The sequence below is a fragment of the Nocardia sp. CA-136227 genome (assembly GCF_050955695.1).
Taxonomy (GTDB): domain Bacteria; phylum Actinomycetota; class Actinomycetes; order Mycobacteriales; family Mycobacteriaceae; genus Nocardia.
The window spans coordinates 6,039,608-6,053,511 of sequence record NZ_CP192081.1 but is presented as its reverse complement, the minus strand read 5'-3'; the positions used below and the strand labels follow the sequence as shown (position 1 = coordinate 6,053,511).

16 protein-coding genes are annotated in these 13,904 nt (G+C 66.7%); 9 read left to right on the top strand and 7 right to left on the bottom strand.

The window, feature by feature from the left end; translation table 11 throughout:
* Positions 1 to 11: 11 nt before the first annotated feature.
* From ACQP06_RS28100 to ACQP06_RS28085, 4 genes are all read left to right on the top strand, one after another.
* On the top strand, positions 12 to 806 hold the full coding sequence (locus ACQP06_RS28100; protein ID WP_433667563.1) for a DeoR/GlpR family DNA-binding transcription regulator: 795 nt from the start codon (positions 12 to 14) through the stop codon (positions 804 to 806).
* A complete protein-coding gene (gene galT / locus ACQP06_RS28095) occupies positions 803 to 1,891 on the top strand; it encodes a galactose-1-phosphate uridylyltransferase (protein WP_433667561.1) in 1,089 nt (362 codons plus the stop codon). Before ACQP06_RS28100 ends, galT begins: the two co-directional genes overlap by 4 nt.
* Positions 1,891 to 2,979 (top strand): galactokinase, encoded by a 1,089-nt coding sequence (gene galK / locus ACQP06_RS28090; RefSeq protein ID WP_433667560.1) that lies wholly within the window; start codon positions 1,891 to 1,893, stop codon positions 2,977 to 2,979. The genes galT and galK overlap by 1 nt, the downstream gene beginning before the upstream one ends.
* A gap of 167 nt (positions 2,980 to 3,146) precedes the next feature.
* Entirely contained in the window at positions 3,147 to 4,100 is a 954-nt protein-coding gene (locus ACQP06_RS28085; RefSeq protein ID WP_433667558.1) for an NAD(P)-dependent alcohol dehydrogenase, read from the top strand.
* Between the two features lie 86 nt (positions 4,101 to 4,186).
* Here ACQP06_RS28085 and ACQP06_RS28080 read toward each other — a convergent pair whose 3' ends face one another.
* A complete protein-coding gene (locus ACQP06_RS28080; RefSeq protein WP_433667556.1) occupies positions 4,187 to 5,095 on the bottom strand; it encodes a MerR family transcriptional regulator in 909 nt (302 codons plus the stop codon).
* 948 nt (positions 5,096 to 6,043) lie between these two features.
* Between ACQP06_RS28080 and ACQP06_RS28075 the strand changes: the two genes are divergently transcribed.
* Positions 6,044 to 6,688: a hypothetical protein gene (locus ACQP06_RS28075; RefSeq protein ID WP_433667554.1), complete on the top strand. Its 645-nt coding sequence runs from the start codon at positions 6,044 to 6,046 to the stop codon at positions 6,686 to 6,688.
* Positions 6,689 to 6,726: 38 nt separating this feature from the next.
* Here ACQP06_RS28075 and ACQP06_RS28070 read toward each other — a convergent pair whose 3' ends face one another.
* A complete protein-coding gene (locus ACQP06_RS28070; RefSeq protein ID WP_433667553.1) occupies positions 6,727 to 7,032 on the bottom strand; it encodes a hypothetical protein in 306 nt (101 codons plus the stop codon).
* 355 nt (positions 7,033 to 7,387) lie between these two features.
* Between ACQP06_RS28070 and ACQP06_RS28065 the strand changes: the two genes are divergently transcribed.
* The gene (locus ACQP06_RS28065; RefSeq protein ID WP_433667551.1) at positions 7,388 to 7,684 is read left to right on the top strand and encodes a hypothetical protein; all 297 of its coding nucleotides are present in this window, start codon (positions 7,388 to 7,390) and stop codon (positions 7,682 to 7,684) included.
* Between the two features lie 332 nt (positions 7,685 to 8,016).
* Positions 8,017 to 8,685 (top strand): hypothetical protein, encoded by a 669-nt coding sequence (locus ACQP06_RS28060; RefSeq protein WP_433667549.1) that lies wholly within the window; start codon positions 8,017 to 8,019, stop codon positions 8,683 to 8,685.
* Between the two features lie 218 nt (positions 8,686 to 8,903).
* On the opposite strand, the gene ACQP06_RS28055 is transcribed toward ACQP06_RS28060, so the two are convergent.
* Positions 8,904 to 9,605, bottom strand: a complete 702-nt coding sequence (locus ACQP06_RS28055; RefSeq protein WP_433667548.1) for a hypothetical protein — start codon at positions 9,603 to 9,605, stop codon at positions 8,904 to 8,906.
* A 1,258-nt stretch (positions 9,606 to 10,863) separates the two neighbouring features.
* On the opposite strand from ACQP06_RS28055, the gene ACQP06_RS28050 reads away from it, so the two are divergent.
* Positions 10,864 to 11,151, top strand: coding sequence for a hypothetical protein (locus ACQP06_RS28050; protein ID WP_433667546.1), 288 nt, complete (start codon positions 10,864 to 10,866; stop codon positions 11,149 to 11,151).
* A 95-nt stretch (positions 11,152 to 11,246) separates the two neighbouring features.
* On the opposite strand, the gene ACQP06_RS28045 is transcribed toward ACQP06_RS28050, so the two are convergent.
* Positions 11,247 to 11,726 (bottom strand): hypothetical protein, encoded by a 480-nt coding sequence (locus tag ACQP06_RS28045; protein ID WP_433667544.1) that lies wholly within the window; start codon positions 11,724 to 11,726, stop codon positions 11,247 to 11,249.
* Here ACQP06_RS28045 and ACQP06_RS28040 point away from each other — a divergent pair.
* Positions 11,697 to 12,077, top strand: a complete 381-nt coding sequence (locus tag ACQP06_RS28040) for a hypothetical protein (RefSeq protein ID WP_433667542.1) — start codon at positions 11,697 to 11,699, stop codon at positions 12,075 to 12,077. The two genes, ACQP06_RS28045 and ACQP06_RS28040, sit on opposite strands and share 30 nt — an antisense overlap.
* 135 nt (positions 12,078 to 12,212) lie before the next feature.
* Here ACQP06_RS28040 and ACQP06_RS28035 read toward each other — a convergent pair whose 3' ends face one another.
* The 3 genes from ACQP06_RS28035 to ACQP06_RS28025 are packed head-to-tail and all read right to left on the bottom strand — an operon-like array spanning position 12,213 to position 13,863.
* Complete coding sequence (locus ACQP06_RS28035) at positions 12,213 to 13,055, bottom strand: SDR family NAD(P)-dependent oxidoreductase (protein WP_433667540.1); 843 nt, start codon at positions 13,053 to 13,055, stop codon at positions 12,213 to 12,215.
* 17 nt (positions 13,056 to 13,072) lie between these two features.
* Positions 13,073 to 13,333 carry a hypothetical protein gene (locus tag ACQP06_RS28030; RefSeq protein ID WP_433667539.1) on the bottom strand — a complete coding sequence of 87 codons (261 nt, stop codon included), beginning with the start codon at positions 13,331 to 13,333 and terminating at the stop codon, positions 13,073 to 13,075.
* Positions 13,330 to 13,863, bottom strand: coding sequence for a YbhB/YbcL family Raf kinase inhibitor-like protein (locus tag ACQP06_RS28025; protein WP_433667537.1), 534 nt, complete (start codon positions 13,861 to 13,863; stop codon positions 13,330 to 13,332). The genes ACQP06_RS28030 and ACQP06_RS28025 overlap by 4 nt, the downstream gene beginning before the upstream one ends.
* Between the last annotated feature and the right edge of the window lie 41 nt (positions 13,864 to 13,904).

Sequence of the window (13,904 nt, the reverse complement as noted above, 5' to 3'; positions counted from 1 at the left end):
AGTTTCAGCGAATGCTCGCCGCTGAACGCCGCCGCCGGATCCTCGACACCGCCATCGCCTACGGCGTCGTCCGGGTGCTCGGTTTGTCCGCCGAGCTGAACGTGTCGGAGATGACCATCCGACGCGATCTGGACCGGCTGGCGGCGGCCGGAGAGCTGGTCAAAGTACACGGCGGTGCCGTCCGTGCCGGTGGCCGTTCGGCCAATCGGGGCCTCGAGCCGACCTCGGCCCGGAAGGCCGAACGCGAGATCGCCGAGAAACTGGCCATCGCGCGGACCGCGGCGACCCGGATCGAGGACGGCATGACGCTGGCGATCGGCGCCGGCACCACCACCCTGCAGCTGGCCCGGCTGCTGCGCGGGCGGGCGGTCTCGGTGGTGACCAACTCCATCTCGATCTTCCATGTCCTCACCGATCCCGACGACGATCACCTGCCCGCCGGCGAGGTGCAGCTCACCGGCGGACAGCGCACACCGTCCGACGCCCTGGTCGGACCGGTCGCCAACGCCATGCTGGAACGCGTGCGCTGCGATCTGGCGCTGCTCGGCACCCACGGCATCGACCCCGCGGCCGGCTTCACCACCCCGAATATCGGTGAGGCGGAGACCAATCGGCGCCTGATCGGCGCCTCCCGCTCGACGCTGATGCTGGCCGATCACACCAAGTTCGGCGAGATCGGCACCCATCTGTTCGCCGATTTCGACGCCGTCGACGGCTTGATCTCCGACGCCGGGCTGAGCGCGGCGGCGCGGGAGGTACTCGATGCGGTAGTGCCGCTGACGATCGCGGAAGGAGCCCCGGCATGAGTCGTGTGCTGCCGACCCCGGTCCGCGGCCGGCTCGCCGACGATCGTGAGATCCTGCTGTTCGACACGGACACCGAGCTCGGGGTGGACCGGCGCGGCCTGCCGCTCCGACCGGCGTTGCCCACCACCACCGTGCGCCGTGATCCGCGCACCGGGGACCACGTGATCCTGGCACCCGCCCGGCAGGAACGCACCTATTTCCCGCCCCGGCAGATGTGCCCGCTGTGCCCGGATCCGGAGGGGCTTTCCAGCGAGATCCCCGCCGCGGACTACCGGGTCGCGGTGCTGGAGAATCGATTTCCGTCGCTGGACACCCCGCAGGTGCCGTATCCGGCCGATTCGCAGGAGAATTCGCTGCGCCGCGAACGAACCGGCACCGGCCGCTGTGAAGTGGTCTGCTTCAGCAGCGATCACGATGGCTCCTTCGCCGAACTCCCGGATGACCACGCCCGCTTGATGATCGACGTGTGGGCGCAGCGCACCGCCGAGCTGTACTCGCGGGACGACATCGCCGAGGTGTTCTGTTTCGAGAACCGTGGCACGGAGATCGGTGTCACCCTCCCGCATCCGCATGGTCAGATCTACGGCTATCCGTTCCGCACCCGGCGCACCCGCGCCCTGCTGCGGACGGCCGCCGAATACCGGGCCGAGCACGGCGCGGACCTGTTCGAGGCGCTCCTCGCAGCCGAGATCGCCGACGGCACCAGGGTTTTGGTGCGCACCGCGCACACCACGGCGTTCGTTCCGTATGCCGCGCGCTGGCCGGTCGAGGTGCACATTCTCCCGAATCGCCACGTGCGCAACCTGACCGAGCTCACCGACGACGAAGCCGACGATCTGGCCCGGGTCTACCGCACGGTACTGCGGGCCTTCGACGCGCTCTACGCGCGGCCGCTGCCCTACATCGCGTCCTGGCACCAGTACCGGGCGGACGCCGCGGAGGGCTACCTGCACGCCGAACTGTTCTCCATCCGGCGCAGCGCGGACAAGCTGAAGTTCCTGGCCGGTTCGGAGTCCGGGCGGGACGCGTTCGTCAACGACAAGACTCCGGAGACCATCGCCGCCGAACTGCGGGCGGTGCTGTGATGACCCGGGTACGGGCGTACGCGCCGGGGCGGGTCAACCTGATCGGCGAACACACCGACTACAACTCGGGATTCGCGCTGCCGGTCGCGCTCGAGGCCGGCACCGTCGCCGAGTTCGAGGCGGGTGGACAGGACGCGACGATCCACGCCGAGTCGGACCGGCAGCCCGACATCGTGGCGGTCCCGCTCGGCACGGCCCCGGGTCCGGATCGGATCACCGGGTGGGGCGGCTACATCGCGGGCTGTGTGTGGGCGCTGCGCGAACACGGTGTTGCGGTGCCGGCCGGTCGGATGCGGATCACCTCGTCGGTGCCGGTCGGTGCGGGCCTGTCCTCGTCGGCGGCACTGGAGTGCGCGGTGCTGTACGCGCTGACGGTGGCGTCCGGCTCCGATATCGACCGCGTCGAGCTGGCCCGGATCGCGCAACGGGCGGAGAACGAGTACGTCGGCGCACCGACCGGAATGCTGGACCAGCTCGCCGCGCTGTACGGCGCCGTGGACACCGCACTGCTGGTCGACTTCCGGTCCGTGCGGGTGACCCCGGTTCCGTTGGAGCCCGCCGACGGCGTGTGGCTGGCCGTCGAATCGCGCACCCCCCACCGGAACGCCGCCGGCGAGTACGGCCGCCGGCGCCGCGCCTGTGAGCGGGCCGCCGAACTGCTGGGCGTGGTATCCCTACGGGAGGCCGACGACGATGCCTGGCGCCGACTCGCCGACGACGAGGTGCGCCGCCGCGCCCGGCACGTCCTCACCGAGAACCGCCGCGTGCTCGACGGCGCCGCCGCGCTGCGAGCCGGTGACGCCGCCGGTTTCGGAGCCCTGATGACCGCTTCCCAAGCCTCGATGCGCGACGACTTCGAGATCACCACCCCCGCAATTGATCTCATCGCAGCAACCGCGGTAGCCGCGGGCGCGTACGGCGCCCGCATGACCGGCGGCGGTTTCGGCGGCACCGTGATCGCCTACGCCCCGGCCGCCGCGGCCGCCCGCATAGCCGCGGAGCTACCGGACGCGGTCGCCGCCGCCGGACATCCACGCCCGGCCTGCACCCAGATCCGCCCGGGCGCCGGCGCACACCTACTCCCGTAGCCGGCCGTCATCTATGACGGCCGTTGCCCACGAATCGTGACGGCCGGTCCATCAGGGGGAGGCCTTGTTCACGAACGCCGACGCACTGTTCGCCCATCGTGAGATAGTCCTCCGACTAGACTTCGCGGTGTGCCACACCGTCGTTCGCTCCTCCGTGCCGGAATCGCGTGAGGGCCATCGTGTATGACCGCTACGGCGGTCCCGAGGTGCTGTCGATCGCGGAAATCCCGGTACCTTCCCCTGGGCCGAAACAGGTTCTCGTCCAGGTGCACGCGACGTCGATCAACCTCTCCGATTGGGAGACGCTGCGGGGGACGCCGCTGTATTCGCGCATCGGCGGGCTCCGGGCACCGAGAACCCCGGTTCTCGGATCCGATATCGCCGGACGGGTCGAGGCCGTCGGCTCCGAGGTCACTCTGTTCGCGCCGGGTGACGAGGTCTACGGCGACAATCTCACGCTCAAGGGCGGTTTCGCGGAATATGCCGTGGCTCCCGAATCGGCGTTGGCTCGAAAACCGGCGTCGCTGAGCTTCACCGAGGCATCGACCCTGCCGCAGGCAGGCGCGATCGCACTGCAGGGCACGGCCGACATCACCGCCGGTATGTCGGTGTTGATCAACGGTGCGGGCGGGGGCTCAGGAGCGTTCGCGATCCAGTTGGCCAAGCGCGCGGGAGCGCACGTGACCGCGGTGGACAACGCAGCCAAACTAGCGTTCATGCGCACCCTCGGCGCCGACGAGGTCATCGACTATCGCGCCGAGGACTTCACCCGAACCGGACCATACGACCGGGTACTCGACCTCGTCGCCCACCGATCGGTCTTCGCCTATCGCAGGTCGGTCGCACCCGGCGGCCGGTACCGCTGCGTCGGCGGCACCACCAGCGCGTTGCTGCGGATGACGACGGTTGGTGTGGTCGCCGGGATGGTGACCGGCCGCAGGCTCGGGGTCCTCGCGGTGAAGGAAGGCCCCGCGCACTTCACACCCCTCACGGAGTCGTGCGTCGCGGGCCGGATCGATATCCACATCGACCGCAGCTTCCCCCTCGACGAGACCGCGGCCGCGCTGGCTCATGTGGGTGCCGGGGGTGCCCTCGGCAAAGTGGTGGTCGAGATCCGCTGATCGGCGCGGGCTCGGGCGGTCAACGGCTGGAACGCTCCCGACCGCCCAGAACGCGGCAGATGAGTGCGCTTGCCTGAGGTGCGCGCCTATCGGTGCCTGCGCAGGGCTTCGGCGAACCATTTGAAGGCTGGCACGCTCGGCTCTTCAGGTGCGTGGCCGTTGATCAGACTCAGCAGCTGCCAATACTTTTCGACACGTGGTTCGGTAACGGTATCGAGCCAGGTCAAGAGTGAGACCTGTTCGGTCGCAGACAAGTCCATCGGCACGATGCGGTCCAGGGTCATTCGACCCTGCTCGGATTCGGGCGCGATACCCGCTGCGACAGCATGGCCGGCGTGTTCGATCACCAAAGGTCGGATGCTGAGACCGAACTCGATGCGATTGTCGGAGCCTCCGTCGACAACCATGTGGCGCAACACCTGTTCGAACCCTTCATCGGAAACCAGTTCGGCCAATTCCACCCAGGCGTCGACCTGTTCGACCGAAGGTTCGTCGGGCAGAGCGGCAGGCATCTCTCGCATGAACTCCGCGATGACCAGGGCGTCCACGTCGTCGACTCCAGCGAACACTCGATCGACGAACCCGTCGATGATCTGCTGACGTTCACGCGCGGACAGCTGCGCCAACTTGTGTACCAATGTCATCTCCTGTGTGGACGTGCCGCGCTTGGCGACAGTGCTCAACACGGCTCGACTCAGCCGCAACGACTGGATTTGCGCGTCGAGGGCACGCACATGTGTTTCCGCGACCTCAGCCAAGGTCGCCTGCTGATCGAGGACACGGTGCACGGTCGGCAGATCCAGACCCAGCTGCCGAAGCGTGTGAACCAGTTCGAGGCGCTCGACCGCGGCAGCATCGAAGAGCCGGTATCCGCCACCCGATCGCGCTACCGGAGTCACCGCTTCGATATCGGACCAGAATCGGATCGTTCGCGCTGACAACCCAGTTCGCTGCGCGAGCTGGCCGACCGTGAACAGTTCGGTGTCTTCGTGCATGGCACCAACCTGCACCTGCCACCCACTGTCAGGTCAACTCGACACGCATCGCACCAGATCGCACGCCGATCGCAGGCTCGGAGCTACAGCCCCTAGGCTGCGGAAACGTTTGAACGTCCATCGGCGGTGCGGATGCTCTGCACCGCAGCAGGTTCCGGCTGCTGACGCCTCGAGCCGGCCGGTTCGGTCAACGCGGTACGCGGCATTACAGGATGCGAGGTCGGCCGGCACTGCAGAGAGGCTGGCGGGCGCGAACTTGACAGTGCGGCGCAGGTTATCGATCAGGTCGGCGATGTCGTCGCGGGTGCGCATGAGCCCCTGCCCGGTGTTCTGGGCGGGGCTCAGTCGTTCCGTCGGTGCAGTGCCAAGGCGACCTGTAAATGGACGGGTTTCCGAAGACTTCGGCCTGCGGAAACGCGCACGGATCCTGCGAGGTGTTCGGGTTCGGCTAAACGATCGTTTTCCGAACGCGAGCATGGGCCACCGCGGCTTCGGTGTCGACATCACTGCAACGCAACTGTGCGAACACAACCGTGTGATCCGCGCGGCCCGTTCGTTCAGTCCCGAATCAGCAGACGCACCAGGGTCATTCGTCGGTATCTCGGGGTTCCGGAGAGCCGGTAACGACCTCATCATCTGTCGGCCACGATCGCGCACCGACCGGTTGAGAAGACTGCCCCATTGGTATGGGCTGAAGTGTCGGCGCAGCACACAACAACCCTGACCTGACCGCTGAGTCGATACGAGGGTCTCGCCCCACGTGCACTACGCGACGCGCTGGGGCGAGACCCTCGTCCATCAGACATCGTTGTCCCAATCCGGTTCGAGGCAGGCCACCACCCTCGGCGGCGGCGAGGTGAAAGGGCCTGATCGGGCCGCCGCGCATACGATATTTCTCGGCAGTTCGGTTCTTCTCCGGATCTTTTCGACCACGTGAGGAGTTCGACGATGACGTCTGTGGCACCGGCCAGTACCTGGCCTCTCATGCTCGGCAGCGCAGCGGTGTTCCCCGCCCTGGACAGCGGCCTGAGCGCACCGTTCATCCTGGTCGGCGACTCCGACATCACGGCCGCCGATCCCGACGCCTTCGCCCGGCAACTCGACAGCGCGGGGTACTCGTTCCGGGCAGCGCTGCGCGCCGCCGGCGCCGATTTGATCCTGGTGTCGCTGGGCACATGCGAGACCCTCGACGGCGACGCCCACAACAGCGTGCTGGAGGTCTTGCTCCGCGCGAACGGTGAGCGCTCGGGCTTGACTCCGCTCACGGTGTGCGGGATCGGGCGCGGCGCCCTGCAGCTGCGCTACACCCTGGCCAGGTGCGAGTGCGACCTCATCGACCACCGGACTTGGGAGTTCGTGTCCTACGCCAGCCCTGCCCTGACCGCCGCAGAGGCCGACGTGCTCAACAGCGTCGGTTCCTGGCCGGTTCGACCCCGCAGACTCCAGGTCGCAGGCCCGGGCGACACCGCGGAGGGCTTCGACTACGAGAACAGAGACTTCGACGGTCTCATCCTCGGCGCGGCAGCCGACCGGAACCCGCTGTTCCCCGAAGAACTGGGCACCAACATCATCGAGGAGACCATCGACCTGTAGGACACGGGCTTGCGGCCCGTATTTCCGGGCATCGGGGCTCAGAGGTGACTGTCGATGCCAGGGCTGGCGGGCTGAGGCTGCACCGCGGGACCGATCGCGACGTGTGCGAGAAACGCCGGCAGGTCGATGCCCAGATGTTGGGTGACCTCACGCAGCGCGTTGTCGAGTGCCGCTCGCGTGGACCCCGGCTGGGGGCGTAGTCGCACGAGGGTGCCCGCGCGGCGGACTTCGACGTGGCAGACCTTGTCACCGCGGGCGCACCCGGGGACCGGGCGCGGTGCACCGATGACGACATGAGCCTCACTACCGCAGCGGCTGACCCGGCCGCTGATGAACATCTGCACGCGAGCACTTCCTCTTCGAGCGACGATTTCTGCCGTGACGGTCCACATTGCTGCTCGGGCCGGGTGGATAGGGAGGAGCCCTGCGGGCTGATCCACCCGGCCCGAGCACGATGCGCCGCTCGAGCTGGCGAAGCGGGGCATCGATTCCGGAGTCGTCCACGGTTGACCCCGGTCGGATGATCCGAAATGTAAATGCGGCGCGATAACCCGCCGGATCCCCGCCGCGCTCCACGATCGGCTCACCCGCACCGCACCGTAGCGAGATCCTGGGCTGGAGCGGCCCGAATACGGCTCGGATGGCACGAATCGAGAGTGTCCCGGCACGGGTGGTCACCGACATCTCGGAATTAGCTAAGTGATCAAGATTGTCGTGCAGAATGCCGGACAGAACCGGCCCGACCGGTCGGTGAACCTTCATGGGGTGGACATGACCGATCTGATGGGATCGACCGCGCACGAACTGCTCGCGCAGGTCCTCGCGCGCTACGGCAGCCTTGACGTCTTCATCGCCCGACTGCACGCTCTGCTGGACACACCCACCGTCGAGCACCCGGCCGCGGTGGCGCCCGCGGCCGGTGGCCGGCACCGGCTCACAGAACCCACGGGCACAGTGCCGATGACTACCGCAGCCCCGCCCCGCCATCACTGGTGAAGACCGGCACGGTAGTTCACCCGCCTGGGCTTGTTCGCCGACCGGCATCCGGCGTGAGCCAGCCGGGGTAGAGATTCACTGAGGGGTTGCCGAACCCAGGCTTCTGGCACGAAAGGTCATACCTTTCAGCACTGTTGCGCCGTCCTTCCCTGTCTATAGTGGTCGTCGTCGCCGAGTGCTGGGGGTTCGCTCGGAGATAATGGGTAGGTGTCTCGACTCTGCCGGTCCCAAACGCACATCCCAGCGTTCGGCAATCGAGACCCCTACTCCCGGCCCAGATTCCTCGCGTGCAGGCGACACCACTTCGACCTATCGAAAGATCGGGTACTTCAGTGAATCTGCGTGTCGCGGTGCTGGTCGGCACCGTATTCGTGGCTGCCGCGGCAATCATCGGATGCTCGCATCACAGCTCTGACAGTGCACCGGCGTGTGGACCGGGCACCCCGATCTTCGCCTGCCCGGGAGTGCCGGTGTTCACCCCGTCGGCGTCTCCTACCTCCGCCATACCCGCGAATGGTCTGGTCGCGGCCCGTCACAAAGGGTGCGACTTCGGCCAGCAGCTCCTGCACTACCTGGCAACCGGCGACAACAGCGGAGACCCGTGGTACGACCAGAACTTCGCTGATGCCGTGGGCGTTACGCCACCGCAGGCACGCGCGATCGCCGACGCAGCGATTCAGAAGTGCGACAACGCCGTTGACTCCGATGTGTCTGCCTCCGCGGCGGCCACATCAGCGGCAATCTCTTCAGCCGCCGCCGCGACAAGTAAGGCGCAGGCGGACAAGTTGTTCGAACAGCATCGACTTGCGGCGTGCACCGCGATCGGAGGCCGCTACGACACCCAGTGGGGCTGGTGCGCCTCAACGGTGCCGGGCAATCCGAGCGGCAAGGCTGGAGCGAATTGCGAATATTCTTCGGTGAAATTCGACGGCGACCACATCACACCGGGCGCGATCAAGCACGAACAGGAGTGGTATCCGGGGTGCTTCCCGAATGCATGACGGCTAGCTAGCCAACCGGCGTCCCGGGCGCGGTCACGGCCTCGATGCTGTGGCCCTACGTCGGCGCGATGACATGCGTGGGGGTGTCGAGTGTTCCGGGCGCTACTCCACGCCAGCCGTGTCCGGCGGCGCGTTCAGGTTCGTCAGAGGATCGTTTTCCGAACGGTGAACCCAGGCGCGCAGTTCTTGGTTGCGAGTTGGCAGCGCCTGTCCGGTGGCTAGCGAAGGTCCTTCTGTCCGGCTTCGATGAACCCGCCATTCAGTTTGGCCAGGTTATGCAGCTGCGCCAAGACAGCGATCTTGAACGCGTCTTCGGCCTGTTCCCACCCCGCCTGGTCCTGTGCTTCTGAAGCTGGTTCTCTGGGCCACTTTTTGGTGAAGGGGGTCTGATAGTCGGCTGTGAATTTTTGAACGGGATCAACCAATTTCGTGACGACTTCTACTACCCCATCGCTCCCGGCCATCAGGACCAGGTTCAGCTGAGCATCGAACTTCAACATGGCTTCGGCGTACGCGATGATCTGTTCGTGCACAGCGCCTCGGCTCTGGTGCGTCCTCAGCCGGCTAGCGAGAAACCCGAGCTCGCGAGACACCCCGAACATTGCGGTCGAGAAGTCGGTATAGATCTTCTGACGGTCAGTCCGGAGGTCGTGAACAGCAGCTTGCCGCTCACTTCGATTCGACTCATTGACGCTGACATACAGCGCGGAACCTGCCGAAACGAAGCTAGAGACGATCGCTGCTATCAACGCGGCGGTCAACGCATACCGTCCGCTGCGGCTCGCAACTTCCAACGCGCTCCTGGCACCGGCTTGCTCGGCAGGCTCCGGCGGTTGCGCGCCTTGCCCTTCACCGTCCCCGGTCCCCGGTGCCTGATCACTGTCCTGATCAGGTCGAGGATCTCTCTCCGCACGGCTCATGCCCGCTCCTCAATCAGGGCGATCGATGGGGCTCCATTCTGCCACCGCAGACTGGCCTGACCAGCGACCTTGCGCATTACAAGGAGCGAATCTGCTCGTACTCGGCGCGAACGGTTTCGTCGGTGGGGCGCAGGGCGCGGTCGCCATTGACGGGCCGTGCGAACGGCCGTAGACGGCCGACCCGAAGCGGTCGGGCAGGCGGTGGAAGCCTGTACCCTCGCCGCGGAACTCGGTGCCATCTGACGGTGCCAGAACACCGCCACGCAGCGCAGCGCTGCGAGTCACAACCCGGGCGGATACGGCGGGTGTCCCGGCTCGGCAGATGATCGTTTTCCGAACAGCCCGACCGCCATCGGAAGGGGCGCGGGTACCTCCACAAATCGCCGCCGAACCGCATGGAATTCGGGGCTCTCGGCGCACTGAATCCGCCGGATGTTTTGAAATGGAAATGATTAACTCTTCGCCGCCGGCCTTCGCCGACGCGCCAGCCCCGGTCGCGGAGACCGGTTCCTCCAGCGGATCGGTCGGTCTCCTCAACCCCGTCCTCGCCCTCCTGCTGTGCTTGTTCTCGCCTACCGGTTGCACCGCCAACACGGGCGGCGGCAACGTGTAGCACCGCCGGCGCGCCGCCCCGGATTCGGGTCGTCCGGGCGTCTGGCGGTGGGCCCCTCGGACGGCAACCAACTCGCTGTACTCACCGGACGCGACCCCGCCAGCGTCGAGCGCGTGCTCCGCAAACTCACCGCTGACGGCATCGGCCACTTCAGCTGATCACTTCGCGATCAGGTGACGCCGAACCGCACCGAGCCAGGGGTGCGGCGGCGCGCGGTACGCGCTGCGCCGAGCCGCTGGCCCGAGTAGCACAGGATGGGAGAGACGTCGAGGACGGCATCGTCCTCTGAGCATGTCGCGCCCTCGCGTTCACTCGGGAACGGCGGATCGCCGCCATATCAACGGGTCCCCGAGCGGGTCGTTCAGCTCGAGGTCGCGCCGGGCCGGGATCGGAGGTCCGATACGAAATCTCCTCCGCCGCAGCCCGATACGCGGAGCCGTAGAAAAAGCAATCGAATTCGATCATCGAATTCGGGGGCGGAATGAAGATCAAATAGATTTACCTCGGCAAAATTCGCTGTTTGCCCATTGTTAACGGTGATTATTCGCACAGAACCAGGAGTGGTTTTGCGGGTTTCTTCTTCATAACATTTTGGTGTGCGTCGTGATGGCGTCGTTATCTGGACTGTGAAAGGAAGCTCCCTACATGTTCTCTCGCAAGATTGTTGCCGCCGCGACCCTCTCGGCCGCCGCCCTGTTCCTCGGCCCGGTCGCGGCGGCCTCCGCTGCCGGCTCTCCCGCCACCGGCGCGGGTACGGCAGGCTCGTCCTCTGGTTCGGCTGACGCCGGCTCGTCCTCGGGTTCGGCAGGCTCGTCCTCCGGTTCTGCCATGCTCGACTCCGGCAGCTCGGCACTCGACAACGGCAGCCACGCCATCATCAACATCCTCAGTCTGATCAACGGCACCGCGGGCCAGTCCAAGTCCGGCTCCTGATTCGGGGTGCGATGCCCGGCTCTGAGGTATCCGACGCACCCTTCAGCATGATGGTGGGCCGGGAGGGGTGCGCGACCTCCCGGCCCACCAGGTGCTCATGTCACGACCAAACCGATTGCTGTGTCGCTGATTTCGCGTAGCCGTCGGCGTGTCGCCGGATCGTCTGCCTGTGTGTGCGGATGGCTCTGTCGGGTGCCGTTGAAACACCTGCCTGTTGTCTGGGCCAGGCTTGGATCGCAGATCAGGCGGAGAGTGGCGTTTGCGCCTTCGGCGACGGTGCCGATCGGTGTGACACCGGCTTCGCGCACCATGGTCGTCGGCATGAGGGTTGCGGGGTGCAGGGCATTCACGGTGACACCGGTTCCGTCGAGTTCCTCGGCATAGTCGATGGTTGCCATGATCATCGCCAGCTCGGCGCGGCAGTAGGCGGTGTACGCGTCTCCACATACCGGGCCGGAAGGTCTCAGGCCTGGCGGAAACTCCCGCTGCGGCGCGCGACCGAAGCGGTCGTCGTCGGATGGCTGCCCGGCCACGCCGGCGGCGAGGTGTTCGGATCCCTGCTCGTCGCCGCCCACGACCAGGACGGGCAGTTGGTGCTCCTCGGCTCGGTCGGGACCGGGTTCTCCGACTCCGCGCGCCGCTCGCTGCACCTCGAGCTGCTGGCACTGTCCACCGCGACGCCGCCGGTCGCCGGCGCGGTACCGTCGTCGATCGCGGTCACCGCGCACTGGGCTGCGCCATCCATCCTGGCGCGGACTGCGATTCGACCGCGCACCCGAGGGCATCACCATCCCCGAGACCAACTGATCCACCCATCCACACGCCGCTGGCAATCGCCTTCCGAACGCCGCCGAATAGGCACCAGGACGCGCTCCACCCGGCATTTCAGTGCGTCCGGCCGGCCTCGGATCGGCTCGGCCCGTTGATCTTCGCCCCGCCCGCGCTGGCCGGTTCGGTCAGCGCGGTATGCGGCAATGTAGTGCGTTCGGCGAAGGACACAATCTGCAGAGTCGGGGTGGTGGGTCGGTGGGTCCCGCGACCCACCGCCTCAGCCCACCACCTCAGCCGACTGCCGAAACGACAGCGGTGTCACTGATTTCGAGCAGGCGACGGCGCGCCTTCGGATCGTCGGCCTGCGCGTGCGGATGACTCTGCCTGGTGCCGTCGAAATACCGGCCTGTCGTCTGCGACAGGCCCGGATCGCAGATCAGCCGGAGGGTCGCGTCCGCGCCTTCGGTGAGAGTGCTGAGCGGCGTCACACCGGCGTCCAGCACCATAGTCGTCGGCATGAGAGTGGCCGGGTGCAGGGCGTTCACGGTGACACCGGTTCCGTCGAGTTCCTCGGCGTACTCGATGGTCGCCATGATCATCGCCAGCTTGGCTCGGCAGTAGGCGGTGTACACGTCGTAGCCGTGCTCGGGGGTCGGATCGTCGAGGTTGATCTCCTGCTGCCCGGCGGAGGCCACGTTCACCACCCGCGCCGGTGTCGCTGCCTGCAGCAGCGGAAGCAAGCGCCGGGTCAGCCGATACGGAGCCAGATGGTTGACCGCCCACAGTAATTCGTTGCCATCGGCGCTGAGTTCGCGTTTCCCGTCCGACCGACCACCGGTGCCGGCATTGTTCACGAGAACATCCAATCGTGGAGTGCAGGCGATGATCTCGTCAGCCAGCCGGTCCACCTCCGCGAGTCGTGACAGGTCGGCCAGGATGATCAGCGGAGCGTGCCCGCTCGCGGCTGTCACCTCGGCCGCGACCGCTGCGGCCCGATCGGGGTTGCGGCCGTGCAGGATCAGCCGGGCACCTGCTGCGCCGAGCCGCACGGCGAGTTCGCGGCCGAGTCCGTCCGTCGCACCCGTGATCAGCACGGTGCGATCGTCCATGCGGTCGATATCGTTGTCGCTCATAGTTTTTCCTTGAAGTCTCATGTCCGGTCCTCGGTCCGGATGCTGACCGAAGTTGCGGTCAGGTCGAGCGCGACATGCGTGCCGAGAGGCGTGTGAACGACCCGCGGCTCGCCGGTGGCCGGCATCGGTATGCCGTTCACGATGACCTCGGCCCAGCGGACGATGGCGTCGCCGTCGCGCTGCGAGTGACGAATGATCTCGACATCACAGGGGATCGACTCGGTCATCGACAACGAATCCGCGTTGGCGGCGGAACCGGCGATTCGAACCGAATTCACTGCACTGTCTCCGCCGTGGTGACGAGCGTGGCTCGGCCCAGGATGTGGCCGGCGATGGCGAAGCCGAGCAGAGCTGGCGTGGAGTCGGAGGCGATGCCGATGTCATCCACATCCAGAGCATGCACGGTGACGAAATAGCGATGCTTACCGTGCCCTGCCGGCGGTGCCGCACCGATGTATCGAGGTAGGCGCGCGTCGTTCGGCAATTGGAAGGAGCCGACCGGCAAGCCGCTGCCCGCGTCGTCTCCGGCGCCCTCGGGAAGGGTCGTGGTCGTGGCCGGGATGTTGGCGACAGCCCAGTGCCAGAACCCGGAGCCGGTGGGGGCATCGGGGTCGTACACGGTAACCGCGTAGCTCTTGGTACCCGCTGGGGCGCCAGTCCAACTCAACTGCGGGGAAATGTCTTTACCGCCGGGGGCGCCGGAGGACCACTGCGCGGGTGGCCAGGCGGCACAGTCGCTCACTGTGGTGCTGGTGACCGTGAATGCGGCTGCCTCGGGGAGGCGTGCGAAGGGATCGTTTGCGCTCATCGTGTCGCGCCTTTCGAGTCGTACCGGATGTGCAAGATCGA